This is a genomic window from Pseudoalteromonas sp. SD03 (assembly GCF_040937955.1).
GTDB classification, from domain to species: domain Bacteria; phylum Pseudomonadota; class Gammaproteobacteria; order Enterobacterales; family Alteromonadaceae; genus Pseudoalteromonas; species Pseudoalteromonas tetraodonis.
Genome location: NZ_CP162514.1, coordinates 2,912,306 through 2,927,117, shown reverse-complemented (window position 1 = coordinate 2,927,117; position 14,812 = coordinate 2,912,306). Strand labels below are relative to the sequence as shown.

The window sequence follows — 14,812 nt, the reverse complement described above, 5'->3', positions numbered from 1 at the left end:
GCTGTAGTTACTTAGTTTGTCAGCATTTGCAGTGCTGAGGCACCAATACCAACTAATTTATCATTTTTAAATACCAACGGTGTGCATTCATCTTTAGTCATTTTACCATCTGAATGGATGCTGTGCGTTGCATAAAATAAGACTTGGTAAACATCCTCTTCTTTTTTGAGTAATTCGGTGAAGTCAGGTGTTTTTAGGGTTTTTAATACCGACTGATAAGAGCTATCCATTGCCAAGCCTGAAATAATTTCACGATTATTCTTATGTGTTGCCTGCCAGCTAGAAGAACTATTACCAGCCCAATGACCTTCCGCTTCGCCATCGGATACAGCAATAACACAGCCAGTTAAAAAAGGAGCGGTGAGGGCGGCGATTAAAAGTGTTTTTTTCATTTTTTATTATCCTAGATGATTAATTACAGACTTTAGAGCAAAGACTAGGCCAGTTTTTTAATCCTTAAAAATCAATTGCTTATTTTTAAAGTGATTTTTGAGTTAGTGGCTTTTTTAAGAAATAAAATTAAAAAGCCACTTTTTAGTTATTTTGACTAACTTAATTTAACGGCATTAAACCAAGCGATTACGCGACTCTTGTTGACTAAATGCAGCGATATTTAAACTCACTTCTTTAACCAAGCGCACAATAGATTCGGTACTGGCCCACGCTATATGTGGGGTTAGTAGTAAGTTATCTCCCGTGTAATTGGCCAGTGGATTGTTGTGCTCAGCAGGCTCTTTGGTTAGTACGTCAACACCTGCACCAGCAATCACATTGGTTTTTAAGGCTTGTGCTAAGTCGGCTTCGTTAATGATCCCCCCGCGCGCGGTGTTAATAATAAGCGCAGTTGGTTTCATCATTTTTAATTCATTAAGCGTAATTAAGTCACGCGTTTCATCATTAAGTGGGCAATGTACGCTGATAATATCCGCTGTTTTTATTGCGGTTTCAAAAGGCGTGCGTCCTTGGCGACACTCAGCACCTTTGCGCTCTGCAACAATGACATGAGCACCAAAGGCTTCAGCCACTTTAGATACAGCATTGCCCAGAGTTCCCCCACCAATAATGGCTAATGTTTTACCCTGAATGTCATTAAAGCTGTAATCAAGGCGACAAAACATTTCACTTTTTTGCCATGCGCCTTGTTGGCAGTCCGCTTGGTAGCGATGAGTATTGCCTAATAAGTTAGTAATTAACGAAAAGGTATGCTGCACAACCGAGGGGGTTGAATAACCAGCAACATTGGTTACCGCAATGCCTAAATCTTTCGCGGCATTTAAATCAACATTATTGGTGCCGGTGGCACTAACACAAATAAGTTTGAGTGATGTTAATTGTGCCATGGTGTCACGATTAATCACTACTTTATTGGTGATTAACACCTCTGCATTTTGGCTATGTGCTAGCACTTGCTCTGGGCTAGTTAGCTGATGCACGGTAAGCTTTCCCAGTGCTGAGATACAATCAAGTGAGGTGTTTGCCAGTGTAGCGTTATCAAGAATTGTTATGTTCACGGTGTGTCCTAATAGTGTATGTGTTAAGGGAATAATAACCCCTGTACGCAAAATGCTTGTGATAAAAAGAGTATCATCTATTTGAATGTTATTGGGTTTATCATGTTGCGTTTACATTAGCAGTTGTAGAGCCATATTTAAATGTGGTCTGCCCACTGACGGTTAACTTGCATGTTATTATGATCAACTGCCTTGCTAAGTTAACTTGAACAAAGTGCTGTTAGTAGGGTCTACCCATTTAAATTAATAATTAATAGCCATAGTTTATACGTATGCGTTGTTAGCAAGACAGCTTGGCTCGGCGTTAAACTATAACGCTATGAAAACTCAGTAAATCGAACTTTAGTATTGCTAGTTTCGTATTTTTGATTGAGTTATAATCAAAATCAGACACAGCGGGGCGTTTTAACGCGCCGTTTTTAACTTTGTAGATGCAGTAAATGATTGAATTAGAAGATAAGTACGCAGATATAAGACCTTACAATGACGATGAAGTTGCCGCCTCATTAACGCGATTAATTAACGATAATGCGTTTATTGATGTAATTGCAAAATACAATTTGCCACGCTTTATATCCGCAGTTGGGTTTTTAGCACGCGCTATAATAAAGCATCAGTTGCGCAAAAAGTGGGGCAAAGTTAAAACGGTTGAAGATGTACAAAATGAAGTGGCACATTACTTAAATAAATTAATAAAACGTACCACCTCAAAAGTCACTTTTTCTGGCTTAGAAGACTTAGACCCTAATCAAGCCTATCTTTTTGTTTCAAACCACAGAGATATTGTACTTGATCCTGCACTGGTTAATTGGGGCTTATTCCAGCATAAAATGAAAACAGTGAGAATTGCGATTGGCGATAACTTGCTGCAGATTCCTTACATTACTGAGCTTATGCGCTTAAATAAAAGTTTTATTGTGAAACGCTCAGCGAAAGCCCCAAAAGAGATGTTAAAAGCGCTTACTCAGTTATCGGCTTATATTTATGATTCACTCAGTAGCGGGCACTCAATTTGGATTGCACAAAAAGAAGGGCGCGCTAAAGATGGGGTTGATCAAACTGATCCTGCGCTTTTAAAAATGTTGCAACTTAATGGCCGTAAACAAAAGAAAGAATTTGGCGAATACATTAAAGAGCTCAAAGTGGTGCCGGTTGCAATCTCTTACCAATACGAACCATGTGCAATTGCCAAGGCAAAAGAGCTATATCATAAACAACATCATGGCAAGTATGTTAAATCGGCGGGTGAAGATATTGCCAGCATTGTTGAAGGGTTTAGTTCAGCCAAAGGGCATGTGCATTTATCGTTTGGTCAGCCCATTGAGTCAGGTTGTGACAGTGCCGATGAACTGGCAAAAACCATTGATAAGCAAATTATTGATTCGTTTTACTTACACCCAGGCAACTTTATTGCTGCTGGCTGCACTGAGGCGGTGATCAATAAAAATGACGCAGCACAGTTTGAAGAACGTTTGGCCAAGGTGCCAGAAGAGTTAAGGGCTTTGGTTTTAGCTATGTATGCCAAGCCATTTCATCGAAAAACACAAGTAGATGAACAAAGCTGTGAGCAGTAATTAACAGTTTAAGCTAACAACAAAGCAGCAATTTATTTGCTGCTTTTTTTTTGCACAAAAATAGCGCTATACTCAGGCTATGCTTTTAATACCGGAGGGTAAAATGCAACAAATTGAAATATTTGATATTCCTAGCCCTTGTAAAGGTATTTGCTTAGTTAATAATCGCGGTTATTGCAAAGGCTGCTATCGCAGTCGCGATGAACGTTTTTCTTGGAATTCGTTAACGAATTCCCAAAAGAAAAAAGTATTGAGTTTATGCCAGCAGCGCTATAAACGTTACTTACAGCAAAAAAATAAAGTGGCACAATCATCACCGCAAGCAGATCAACAAGGTTTTGATTTTTAAAAATGTAGGTTGTATTTTGACCTGAGTTTTGCAACTGTGCCGTTATTGTGTAACTTATCCAGTGTTGCTTCTAGCTGGGGAGCAATATCCGCATGACTGTTATGTAAATAATGATAAAGCGGGTAGGTTGCAACTACTTGTTTTTCATAGCAGCCTAAAGAGGGGGGAATGGTTTTATTTGCCATCGCAAAATCAATAAGTAACGCTCCTTGTACTTTTTGCTGGATCAGTAAGTTAAGCTGCGTATTATTATTTTTAACTTCAATTACCTTACCTTGAAAATCAATACTGTCTAAATATCGCTGTTGCACAGGGTAACTGGAAATAATAGCAACGCTATCTATGGTTTTAGTGGAGCTGGGCTCACAGCGTTTATAAAGTTCAAGGTTAAATTTAAAGAGTGGATAGTTAACTCGAATTAAATTTTTATAGGCACTTTCAATACTGATATCGCGAGCAAGCTGTCCATCTAACATGCCATTATCCGCTGCAAATAATGCATTTTGACGATTAAAATCGACAATATTTAGTTTAAAGCCCATATCTGCATAGGCCAATTGTAATAGCTCAATGGTATAGTTTGCTTGTTGAGTGTTTTGCGGGCGATTAAATGTGTAGCTATAACTGTGCGCAAAAGACATATTACTAAAAACTAAGCACAGTAATACCAGCAATCCGTTAAAGCGTTTAAGCACGTCAGTATTTCCAATTAATTGCGGCAAGATAATAAGCAGCCATAGTAACAAATTGTCTGTCTTTTGCACAGTTTGCATTAGTAATCTTGCAAAAGTTACCACCAACAATTATTGATTACGTTGAATTATTTACAGTCGCTTATTTTTATTAGTTATAGAGTTAGTTTTTTATAAGTTTAAACGTATAATCTACGTTTTATTGAGCTAGGGGCTGTTGACCTTTGCGGATGAAAATTTGTTCAAACTAGGGGCGCTCGGCGCGAGTTGTTTAACCTAGTGGGCTAGTAAAAGCCTCCGTGTGCTGCTCACGGCTCTTACCTGTATTCATGCAGGCAACAATAAGTTTATAGCCCCTAATAATTGGAGTGAATATGAGTTTTAATCTGTGTAACTTGCCGCGAGAGCAAAAGTATCAAATTCAGTTAGATTACGAGGCCTCATTTTGGGCTTATCAAATTAAGCGCGGTAAAAAAACGCGTGAGCAAGTGTACGACACTCTGCATAGTCGTCCTGTTGCAGAGCAAGGTGTTTTAAAACAAAAATTTGAGCAGTATTTGGCAATTATGCTTAGCTAGGGTTTGCCTACTATGCTTGTAATTAAACAATTAGAATCAATTAAAACGCCCTTAGTTAATAAGTTTTATACGTTACATAACGTCCGCGGCCGTGCTAACAAACAGGATCAAGTCTGGGTCGCTTACGATAATAATACGATTATTGCCGCCTGCCGGTTACAGAATAAGCCCACTTTTTTATTTTTATCAACGGTGTTCGTGGCTCCTTCTTATCGTTCAAAGGGGGTGGCAACCCAGTTATTAGTTGCCCTTTTAAATGCGCAAACAGAACCTGTTTACACCTTTGCTTATCAACGCCTTACTGATTTTTATCAATCACTTGGTTTTAACCAAGTGTTAACATATACTCCTGCATTATTAACGCTATTTGATGCTTATAAGCACCGAAATATTACCGCATTGAAATATCAATAAAACATAAATTAGTAATAGGACAAGCATGGGTATGAGTATTAATGGGTTTATCACAGCCATATTTGTGCTGTTTATGCTCATAAGCGTTGAAGTAACAGCGCAAGTAAAACGATTATCCCCAAGCGAAGGCTTATCTCAAAGTTACGTTAATACCATGCTTATTGATAACAATGGGTATTTATGGCTCTCTACTGAAGGAGGTCTTAACCGATACGATGGCTATCAAGTTATTCCAATCAATGGCCCAAATGGTGAGTTAGAAGAGGCGATCATCGATCGCATATATCAAGACCAACAAGGGCATATCTGGATTGCCTCCTTATTAGCAGGCTTGTTTAGATACGATCCGAAAACGGATACCTACCAACAATACATAGAAAAACCTGTCACAGAAGAGCAAATACTACAGCAGTCCGTTTTTACTATGTTAGCCACCGATGATAAAATCTTATGGATTGGACAAGGCCGAGAGTTTGCAAAACTCGATATAGACAACGGCTCTATTACCTCCTTATTTACACTTCCTGAGCAATTTGAAAATGCGTTTGTGCGTACTTTGTTTCATTATAACGGTTATATTTTTATCGGTAGCACAGACGGCGCGTATGTTTTTAACATCGCAACACAGCAGGTAAGGCCACTCGAGCACTTGAGCGAAACGGATGTACATATTTATCAAAATAATGTGAAATCATTTGCGCTAGGTAATAACAATCAGTTGCTTGTAGGTGCAGTTAAGGGCTTATACGCTGTTGATATTAGTAATTTAGAGGCAATGTTTAACAACCGCGAGCAATCATTTACAAGCCAAAAATTACTGGCCGATTTGAATGTTTGGGATATTGATAATCAGCAAGGAGTGCTCGATTTAGCAACAGATAAAGGCCTGCTTTGTTTTAATTTAACCACTAAAAAAGTGGTTAAAAATAAACGTATCCAACAGAGTAAGTACACCCTCGCCGATAACAGTATTATTGATATGGTGAAAGATAAATCGGGCGGAATGTGGCTAGCCACTAAAACCGATGGTGCGTTTTATTTATCGGGCGACAATTACAAGTTTTATAATGTAGAGGGGAATGCACTGGTTGGGGATGGTTTATCACATCATTCGGTATGGTCAATTAAGGAGTTCCAAGAAAAGCTATGGTTAGGCACACACAATGGTTTAACTGCGGTTGATTTAAAAAGTAATCGCTCAAAGGTGTATTTAAAAGATTATAAAGTCGATTTACTGACCACAGAGTTTACTATTTTCAAAATAATGCCTTACAAAGATAAACTCTGGTTGCACTCAAACCGAGGATTATTCATTTTTGACCCGCAAACTCAGCAACTTACCCAACCAAGAACTAACAGTCCTACCAATCAGATTTTTTTAAATGATTGGATGCATGGCCTGACATTGCTACCAAACGGAGATTTGTATTTTGTACACCCAGATCATGGCATGTTTAAATATAATATTGATAGCCGACAATTAGTTCACTTAAAAGGCGAATTAGCACAATTTGACCCTTTTTTAGCGCATGGCTTTTTACCCCCATTACCGAACCAACCCGAGAAGCCATTATTTTTTAGTGGTGGCGTTTTATATCAATTTAACCCCAATGATTTAAGTTTAAACACTATTTATAAAGTGCCTAAACACCATGATAATGTAGCCGTTAGTATTCTTTCTTACGTGGTAGATGGGCAAGGCATACTTTGGCTATCGTTATCTAATTTTGGGCTGATTGGTATTGATGCAACGACCTATGAGTTAGTACACACAATTGATTTAGATAAAAATAAACTAGGCACCTTGTTGTACGATATGGTTCTTGATGAAGAGGGAATGATTTGGATGAGTAGTCATAAAGGAATATGGCGACTAAATCCTGAAACAATTCATTTTCAGCAATTTACAACATCAGATGGGGTGCTCTCTGCTGAGTTTAATAATGGCGCTATGGCTAAGTTAGCGGATGGCCGAATTGCCTTCGGTAGCCTCAAGGGCTTTACCTACTTTGATCCTAAAGACAATAAAAATAGCCAAGGTTTATTAGATCACGTCAATATCACGCGCATTAACTTAATGTCTCGAGATTTGTCTATAAATTTACAGCAGCCATTAAAAAATATCACTTTAAATCATGATGATATCGGGCTTGAAATTGCATTTTCAGCGATGTCATTCAGCTTCCAAGAGCGCATTATTTACGAATATCAGCTTGATAAAGGCAAAAAAAGTTATACCCGAAATAATCGAGTGGTGTTTCCTAAATTAAACCCCGGCAGTTACCAGTTAAAAGTCTGGGCAAAAGATCCACTGACCGGCGACTATACTGCGCCAGCCACGTTAAATATTAAAGTGAAATATCCGCTATGGCGTGCCCCTTACTTTTTAGCGCTTTATACCGTTTTATTGATCACCATAGTGACTGCATGGGTAATGAGGCGCAACAAAATACAGCGTATCTTATTGGCAGCACACAAAGAAAGCCAAGACAGTGAGGCGCGTTTAAAGCTTGCGCTAGAGGGAAGTGAGTCGGGTGTATGGGATTGGCAGGCGAGCCAGTTAAATATTTATCAGCCTAGATTAGTCAACGAATTAGGCTACGAGGATGACTCGGTGAGTTTAGATGACTACCTAGAAAAGATTCACCCTCAAGAGCGTGCTATTTTTAGGTTGGAGTGGTTAGAATTTTTATCAACAGATAAAGGATATTTTAATTGTACCTACCGATTACGCCACGCCAAAGGTCATTGGCGCTGGTACAAAGATTTTGGCAAGGTGGTTGAGTGGGACAAACAAACGCCGCAAAAAGTAGCCGGTACGTATACCAATATGACACGCGAAAGGGTGTTTGAAGAGCATGCACGGTTATTTACCGCCGCGTTTGAACAAACCCGAGATTGGGTGTTTATCTTAGATAAAAACTTTAATATACGTGCCTCAAATAAATCACTGCAAAGCGCTTTTGGCTTATCAGCAGAGCCTCGTTCAACCCGTGCGCTTAATTTGGGAATGTCCCGCAGTAGCTATTTTGATTATTTACGAATTATGCAAAAGCTTGAAGTGGGCGAACATTTTTCATGTGAAGACACTGTCGTTCTGGCAAACAAAGAGCAACGCCATGTACTGGTTAAAATAAGCGCCGTGGCTGATGAAAGCCAAAGGCTGAGTAGTTTTGTGATTATTTTAACGGATATTCATGCACAAAAGTCAGCTGAGAGCGAACTGCATATACTGGCTAATTACGATTCACTTACTGGGCTGCCAAACAGAACCTTGTTTAACGACAGAGCTATACATGCCATCGATCAGGCGCGCCGCCATCAGCGTAAAGTGGCTTTGTTACACGTTAATATAAAACGGTTTAAGTATTTTAATGATTCATTTGGCACAGAAAACGCCGATGAGATAATAAAGCTGGTGGCGAACCGCTTGAAAACAGCATTACGTCCTTGTGATAGCGTCGCGCGTTTAGGCGGTGATGAATTTGTAATTCTAGTTGAAGATATTCAGCAAATAGAAGAAGTATTACTTATATGCACCAAACTAATGGATTGCGTGAGTAAAGACATTGTTATGAATCAGCAAAGCGTCAATGTGCACCTAAGTATTGGTGTGGCTATTTTCCCTGATGATGCCGCGCATTATAAAGCACTATTGAAAGCATCAAATGTGGCGCTTTATTATGCTAAAGATGGCTTGGAAGGGTGTTATAAGTTTTACAAACAAGAAATGAATCAACGTGTTGAAAGAGCGATGCATTTAGAATCACAGTTGATCAAAGCTTATCATGAACATGAATTTTGTAATTATTATCAACCCATTATTAATGCGTCTACGCAAAAAACAGTGGGCTTTGAGGTGTTACTACGCTGGCCTGATAATCAGTTAGCGAGTACGCAAGAGTTTGCAAACGTAGCTGAAAATATAGGTTTAATCACTAAAATAATGCTACAAACATTTAAGCGTGCTTTGGTGCAGTTAGCTCGTTGGCGTAAAGTGTGTCCTGATCTATACCTATCAATTAACCTCTCAGCACTGGATTTTGAATTTATCGGACTCGTCCCTGAAATTCGTCAAGCACTAAACAATGCAGCACTGCCGCCCGAGGCTATTGTATTTGAAATAACAGAGTCTATTTTAATGCGCGACTCAGAACATGCGCTTAAAAATATGGACTTATTAAAACAACTAGGCTGTAAGTTGTACATGGATGATTTTGGAACAGGGTATGCCTCGTTAACCTATTTGAAGCGCTTTCCGATTGATGTATTAAAAATAGATCGCAGCTTTGTGCAAGATATTGGTATTGATTTGGATAACGAAGCGATTATTCAATCTACACTAACTTTAGCAAGCAGTTTAGGTAAAGAGTGTATTGCTGAAGGGGTTGAAAGCGCACATCAGCTGGCCTTTTTAAAAGCGCAAGGTTGCAGCTACTTTCAAGGCTACTTGTTTAGTAAAGCGGTGCCAAAAGAGCAGGTGCTTGAGCTTATTGAGCACGATTGGCACCCTGTATTCTCACAAGCTTAAAGCGCCGCTTAATACATTATTTTATTAAGGACGCTTACCACAGTGACGGCAAAATAAGTGTGAGCTGCGTTTATTAAGCTCTGCTTTTATCGCTTTATTGGCCTCTAGCTTACTTAGCCCTAGCTTGTAGCGTAACTCCTCAAGGTGATGCATCTGCTCATCAGTGAGCTTACCATCGGTTATTTTCTCGTGGGTGGCATCTTCAAATAGCTGGCGACGTTTGCGTATTTGCTCTGAGAAACTCGACGCTAATAAACCGGTTGGTATGGCAACCATCCCCATACTCACCAAAGTGATTACGCCACCAAATAGTTTACCAATAGGCGTTATAGGCACAACATCGCCATAACCAACCGTAGTTAGGGTTGCCATTGCCCACCACATGGCTGCAGGAATAGAGCCGAACTTGTCTGGTTGAATGTCGTGCTCTAATAAATAAATACCGCAAGAGGCTAAAATAAGTACCACAGACATAATAAAAAATGCCGCCAGTAATGAACTCGACTCATCAATAAACGCCTGCAATAACAATTGCATTGCTCGAGAGTAACGGGTGAGCTTAAATACCCGCAACAACCGCAGTACCCGTAAAAAACGTAAATCGATAGCAAAGAAAAACATTAATAAACTAGGCAAAATGGCAATTAAATCGATAATTGCCAGAGGTGATAAAATATATCGAATCCGTTTTTGTGTGTTTGAGCAATTCATGGAGGCGTACTTTACGCGATCGACACAAGTCCAAGCACGTATTAGGTATTCAGCACTAAATATAGCCACTGATACCAGCTCCAAGATTAAAAACTCGCTATAGTACTCGGTTGCGATGCTGTGCACCGACTCAAGCACAATCGCCACCACATTAATCATAATTATGCTGATCAGTATGACATCTAAAATGTGTCCCGCTCGCTGATACTTACCTGACGCTTCAAATACTTGGTTTATGGTTTGTCTTAGTTTACGCATAGTACCTATTACAATGTGAGCAGCATATTGATACTGCCTTCTTCAAAATCACGACTTATTTTAAACCCGAGTTTACGAGCCAACTCAATCATGCCGGTATTTTCTGGCAGGGTGATACCTTCAACCGTTTTCACGCCTTGGCGTCTGCAGTGAGAAATAGCCGCGTTCATTAAAATACGCCCTAACCCAAGTCCTTGGCAATCAGAACGTACCACAATGGCAAACTCTGCTTGTAAGTTGTCGGGATCCATAATCACTCGCGAAACCCCTAATGTGTGTTGTTGCTCGTCTTGTGTTTGGGTAACAATAAACGCCATTTCGCGGTCGTAATCAATTTGCGTCATTTTAGCGAGTTGATCATGGTTAAATTGTGGCAATTCACCAAAAAAGCGCTTGTACCTATCTTCTTTGCTTAAGGAGCGGTCAAACTCTTGATGTGCCTGCTCATCTTCTGGTTTGATTGGTCTGAGCGTTGCTAAGGTCTTATTTTTTAGGGTCACGGTTTCAACCAACTCAATAGGATAAGGGCGGATTGATAAACGTTTTCGGTGCGCCTGAACCTGATACTGATTTAAGTTCATGGTGGCATCAAGGACTAAAAACTGCCCATTACTGGCTAAAATAGGATTTAGCTCTAATGAGGTGATATCGGGTTGATCGACAACGAGTTGAGAAATTCGGGTCAGTAGCGCACATAAACGATATTTATCTACTTTTTCTGGCAGAATGCGATCTTTAAGAACTCCCTTATCATGGGCGGCGGCAATTAAATATTTAGCTAGGTTCATATTCAGTGGTGGCAAGGCCACCGCCGCTTGAGCGTACTCAAGCCCTGTGCCAGCTTCACCTAATAAAATAACTGGCCCAAAATTAGGCTCTGTTTTAATGGCTATGCGCAGCTCATTGGCGCCTGCTCTCGGTGCCATTTTTTGTAATGAAAAGCCATCAATAATAGCATCAGGGTAGGTGTTTTTTATTCTTAACAGCATGGCAAATGCCGTTTGCTCGACCTCTTGTGCATCATTGAGGTTGAGTACTACGCCACCGACTTCAGACTTAGAGGGAATACTGGGGCTCATCAATTTTAATGCGACCGGAAAACCTAGCTCTATTGCTTGCTCTTTTGCCTCGGTAGGGGTGTAGGCTACTTCAGTTTGGATACAGTCTATACCGTAGCTACTTAAAATTTGACTCGCTTGATGGGTTGATAAGTAATGTTGCTCATCATTTAAAAACTCTTTAATAGCTGCTTTCGCTGCTACTTTATTAATAGTCGCATCATCGGTGTTTGATTCTGGCGTTTGGGTTAAATGTTTTTGGTTACGACGATAGCTTACTAAATGCATAAAGGCACCTACTGCGCCTTCTGGGGTACGATAGGTCGGAATGGCGTTATTTGCGCAGATGCGTCTGGCTGCGAAGGCGGCATCTTCTCCCATGAAATTAGTGATCACATACGGGCGTGCCATTTTTGGTAATTTGTTCAGTGCCTCAACAATAACCTGAGCGTAATTTTCACTCGGGGCCAATGCCGATGGAGTATGAATGATCAGTAAGTTTTTAACTTCTTTAGCATTAAGCAGTATTTCTAATGCGTGTTTGTAACGCACTGGCGCAGAATCGCCAAATATATCGACAGGGTTTGATGTTGTGTCTGAATGTGGGATCACTTTATTGAGTGCTTCGCGCGTTTCATCACTAAGCTGAGCAAGTTTACCTGAGCTTTGAATAAGTTCATCAACGGCCATCACTCCAGGGCCGCCGCCATTAGTTAATATAGTTAGCTGCTCTACTTGCAGTAATTTGGGGTGCATTGCCAAGGTTTGAGTGGCGGCAAAGAGTTCGCGTAAATCATTTACTCTCAACATCCCTGCACGTTGAAACATGGCATCATATACTGCATCTGAGCTTTGTTTTCCGCCGGTGTGTATTTCAGCGGCAAGAGCGCCTGCACTGGTTCTGCCTGTTTTAATAGCGATCACGGGCTTAGAAAATGCCGCCGCACGCGCGGCAGAAATAAAGCTGCGAATATCATTAATGTTATCTATGTAAAGTAGGATAGCTTTGGTTTTAGCGTCGCGGCCTAAAAAGTCGAGTATTTCGTCAAACTCAATATCTAAACAATCTCCCATAGATACAAAGTATGAAAAGCCAATTTCTTTATTTTTAGCCCAATCAAGAATCGTTGAACAAACAGCCGCTGATTGCGACACAAAAGCCAGTTTACCTGGCGTGGCAACAGTGTGCGAAAAACTCGCGTTTAAACCTATATGCGGAATTAGTAACCCTAAGCAATTTGAGCCAAGCAGCGTCACTTTATGCTTTGCAGCGTTATCTTTAAGTTCTTGTTTTTGGGTACCTGTTAGGCCATCAGCAATAATAATAGCGCTTTGGCACCCCAGCGTACCTAGCTGCTCAATAATTTTCATTAAGGTGTTTTTATTGGTACAGATAACGGCTAAATCAGGTACTTTGGGGAGGGCTTCAATACTTGAGTAAGCCAATACGCCATGCACTGCAGTATGATTGGGTGTAACAGGCATGATGGGCCCTTTAAACCCGCCTTGTAATAAATTACGCATTACCACATTACCAGCCCGAGTAGGGGTGTTTGATGCCCCAATAACAGCGACTGAGCTTGGATTAAAAAACTGGCTAATACGTTTTAGACTCATTGCGTTTCCTTGGCTGATTAAGTTTTGCTATCTATACCTTCTCAATGTAACCTGTTTATAGTGTTTTTTCGAGCGTGAACGTGCTTATTATTGATATCGGTCAAGGAGACTAAGGTGAATAAAATATCGAATGTAACCGTTGTTATGGCAGCAGCGTGTTTAAGCATTGGCCTAATTGCATTGGGTTTTATTATAAAAGGGGCTGCGCTTGATATTAAAGGGATGGAGCGCACGGTGCAGGTAAAAGGATTAGCTGAACGTGAAGTTGTGGCTGATACCGTTATTTGGCCTTTGCAGTTTAACGATGCCGACAACAATCTTGAAAAGCTTGTTGAGCGAGTTGAGCAAAAAAACGATGCGGTGATTGCCTTTTTAAAGTTACACGGCTTTGATGATCAAGAAATATCGACAGGCACTCAATCTATTATAGATAAGCAAGCCCGTGAATACGCGAATGATAATCAAAAGTTTAGGTATGTTATTAGCTCAAATATTATTGTTTACTCCAATGCTCCTGATAAAGTTAAAAACGCACTGAGCAAAGTGAGTCAGCTAGCTAAACAAAATATAGCTATTGTGCAAGACAACTATCAAACCCGTATTGAGTATATTTTTACTGGGCTTAACGATATAAAACCAGCCATGGTGCAAGAAGCCACAGAAAAAGCCCGAGAAGTGGCAGATAAGTTTGCTAAAGATTCAAATTCACGCTTAGGTAAAATTAAAACCGCTCGCCAAGGGCAGTTTAGCATTAGCGATCGGGATTCAAACACGCCGCAAATTAAAAACGTACGTGTTGTTACCAGCGTAGAATATTACTTATCAGATTAGAGCCGCCACTTGTTCAGTAGAGCGCTGTAAATAAGCGGCGCTCAGTAGCAAGGTTATCTCGCTTGGGGGATTATTTTTTAATGCCTCAAGTATTTGTAATTTTGCTGCAGGATTTTGTTTTTGCTCTATTTCCATTAATGCGAGCAAGGCCGAAAATTCATGTTTTACCGGAATGTTTGGCTTATGTGCATAGGCGATGTAACTGGCAACCGGAGTGAGCCCTTGCTTATTTGTATGTGCTAATGCATGTAGTAACTCTTCGTTAGATTCAAATAACATTAACGAGCGAACATAGTTAAAAGGCAGTTGTGTGGGCATTGCTTGCTTAAATACATTATGCAGGGCGTTATTGCCAGAGTCGTCTGTACTAATAAATCCCTTATTTAATTTAAGTGCAGGCGTAAAAAAGCTCAGCGCGTCTAAACTGGTTAGTTTTTCAATAAACGGCGCTGGTGGCGTATTAGTGGTTAAAATACGCACGGCGAGGTTTTGCATAAAATCGTATTTAATACTCATGCGTAGCGCACTTTCAAACAGGTAATTAAGCTGTATTACTTGCTGTGCCTCAGTGAGCTTTTTAAAATCGTTATCTAGCTCATCAAACTGCTGTTGTTTAATACGCGCATTGAGTAGCTGTATGCTTAGATCCATTCTGTTCTCCTTGAGTTCCAACTTTATCCTAGCTTAA

The 14,812-nt window shown here is 40.1% G+C and carries 12 protein-coding genes; 6 read left to right on the top strand and 6 right to left on the bottom strand.

All coding sequences use genetic code 11. The features are described from left to right. Positions 1-11: 11 nt before the first annotated feature. Both ABZP26_RS13685 and ABZP26_RS13680 read right to left on the bottom strand, forming a co-directional pair. Complete coding sequence (locus ABZP26_RS13685; protein WP_013465869.1) at positions 12-392, bottom strand: DUF3192 domain-containing protein; 381 nt, start codon at positions 390-392, stop codon at positions 12-14. Positions 393-566: 174 nt separating this feature from the next. After that, the gene (locus ABZP26_RS13680) at positions 567-1,511 is read right to left on the bottom strand and encodes a D-2-hydroxyacid dehydrogenase (RefSeq protein ID WP_013465868.1); all 945 of its coding nucleotides are present in this window, start codon (positions 1,509-1,511) and stop codon (positions 567-569) included. A gap of 440 nt (positions 1,512-1,951) precedes the next feature. Here ABZP26_RS13680 and ABZP26_RS13675 point away from each other — a divergent pair, with 440 nt between their 5' ends. Together ABZP26_RS13675 and ABZP26_RS13670 are read left to right on the top strand one after the other, a co-directional pair. Further along, on the top strand, positions 1,952-3,085 hold the full coding sequence (locus ABZP26_RS13675) for a 1-acyl-sn-glycerol-3-phosphate acyltransferase (RefSeq protein ID WP_013465867.1): 1,134 nt from the start codon (positions 1,952-1,954) through the stop codon (positions 3,083-3,085). Positions 3,086-3,188: 103 nt separating this feature from the next. Continuing rightward, a complete protein-coding gene (locus ABZP26_RS13670) occupies positions 3,189-3,434 on the top strand; it encodes a DUF1289 domain-containing protein (RefSeq protein WP_013465866.1) in 246 nt (81 codons plus the stop codon). Here the strand turns inward: ABZP26_RS13670 and ABZP26_RS13665 are convergent. Continuing rightward, positions 3,431-4,075 carry a transporter substrate-binding domain-containing protein gene (locus ABZP26_RS13665; RefSeq protein WP_368485622.1) on the bottom strand — a complete coding sequence of 215 codons (645 nt, stop codon included), beginning with the start codon at positions 4,073-4,075 and terminating at the stop codon, positions 3,431-3,433. The genes ABZP26_RS13670 and ABZP26_RS13665 overlap by 4 nt on opposite strands. A 425-nt stretch (positions 4,076-4,500) precedes the next feature. On the opposite strand from ABZP26_RS13665, the gene ABZP26_RS13660 reads away from it, so the two are divergent. The 3 genes from ABZP26_RS13660 to ABZP26_RS13650 are packed head-to-tail and all read left to right on the top strand — an operon-like array spanning position 4,501 to position 9,649. After that, entirely contained in the window at positions 4,501-4,704 is a 204-nt protein-coding gene (locus ABZP26_RS13660; RefSeq protein ID WP_013465864.1) for a DUF3283 family protein, read from the top strand. Positions 4,705-4,716: 12 nt separating this feature from the next. Next, positions 4,717-5,118: a GNAT family N-acetyltransferase gene (locus ABZP26_RS13655; RefSeq protein WP_036956643.1), complete on the top strand. Its 402-nt coding sequence runs from the start codon at positions 4,717-4,719 to the stop codon at positions 5,116-5,118. A gap of 25 nt (positions 5,119-5,143) precedes the next feature. Further along, on the top strand, positions 5,144-9,649 hold the full coding sequence (locus tag ABZP26_RS13650; RefSeq protein ID WP_368485069.1) for an EAL domain-containing protein: 4,506 nt from the start codon (positions 5,144-5,146) through the stop codon (positions 9,647-9,649). A gap of 24 nt (positions 9,650-9,673) precedes the next feature. On the opposite strand, the gene ABZP26_RS13645 is transcribed toward ABZP26_RS13650, so the two are convergent. Together ABZP26_RS13645 and ABZP26_RS13640 are read right to left on the bottom strand one after the other, a co-directional pair. Beyond that, positions 9,674-10,618, bottom strand: coding sequence for an ion transporter (locus tag ABZP26_RS13645; RefSeq protein ID WP_024600830.1), 945 nt, complete (start codon positions 10,616-10,618; stop codon positions 9,674-9,676). 8 nt (positions 10,619-10,626) lie between these two features. Continuing rightward, on the bottom strand, positions 10,627-13,293 hold the full coding sequence (locus tag ABZP26_RS13640) for a bifunctional acetate--CoA ligase family protein/GNAT family N-acetyltransferase (protein ID WP_024600829.1): 2,667 nt from the start codon (positions 13,291-13,293) through the stop codon (positions 10,627-10,629). A gap of 114 nt (positions 13,294-13,407) precedes the next feature. On the opposite strand from ABZP26_RS13640, the gene ABZP26_RS13635 reads away from it, so the two are divergent. Then, positions 13,408-14,124 (top strand): SIMPL domain-containing protein, encoded by a 717-nt coding sequence (locus ABZP26_RS13635; RefSeq protein ID WP_008467710.1) that lies wholly within the window; start codon positions 13,408-13,410, stop codon positions 14,122-14,124. Here ABZP26_RS13635 and ABZP26_RS13630 read toward each other — a convergent pair. Continuing rightward, a complete protein-coding gene (locus ABZP26_RS13630) occupies positions 14,116-14,775 on the bottom strand; it encodes a hypothetical protein (RefSeq protein ID WP_128583157.1) in 660 nt (219 codons plus the stop codon). The genes ABZP26_RS13635 and ABZP26_RS13630 overlap by 9 nt on opposite strands. Between the last annotated feature and the right edge of the window lie 37 nt (positions 14,776-14,812).

Bases quoted from the DNA above. Each gene is read 5' to 3' on its own strand.
- ABZP26_RS13640 (WP_024600829.1), bottom strand. From the start codon at position 13,293: ATGAGTCTAAAACGTATTAGCCAGTTTTTTAATCCAAGCTCAGTCGCT.
- ABZP26_RS13685 (WP_013465869.1), bottom strand. From the start codon at position 392: ATGAAAAAAACACTTTTAATCGCCGCCCTCACCGCTCCTTTTTTAACT.
- ABZP26_RS13645 (WP_024600830.1), bottom strand. From the start codon at position 10,618: ATGCGTAAACTAAGACAAACCATAAACCAAGTATTTGAAGCGTCAGGT.
- ABZP26_RS13660 (WP_013465864.1), top strand. From the start codon at position 4,501: ATGAGTTTTAATCTGTGTAACTTGCCGCGAGAGCAAAAGTATCAAATT.
- ABZP26_RS13670 (WP_013465866.1), top strand. From the start codon at position 3,189: ATGCAACAAATTGAAATATTTGATATTCCTAGCCCTTGTAAAGGTATT.
- ABZP26_RS13630 (WP_128583157.1), bottom strand. From the start codon at position 14,775: ATGGATCTAAGCATACAGCTACTCAATGCGCGTATTAAACAACAGCAG.
- ABZP26_RS13655 (WP_036956643.1), top strand. From the start codon at position 4,717: ATGCTTGTAATTAAACAATTAGAATCAATTAAAACGCCCTTAGTTAAT.
- ABZP26_RS13665 (WP_368485622.1), bottom strand. From the start codon at position 4,075: ATGTCTTTTGCGCACAGTTATAGCTACACATTTAATCGCCCGCAAAAC.
- ABZP26_RS13650 (WP_368485069.1), top strand. From the start codon at position 5,144: ATGGGTATGAGTATTAATGGGTTTATCACAGCCATATTTGTGCTGTTT.
- ABZP26_RS13675 (WP_013465867.1), top strand. From the start codon at position 1,952: ATGATTGAATTAGAAGATAAGTACGCAGATATAAGACCTTACAATGAC.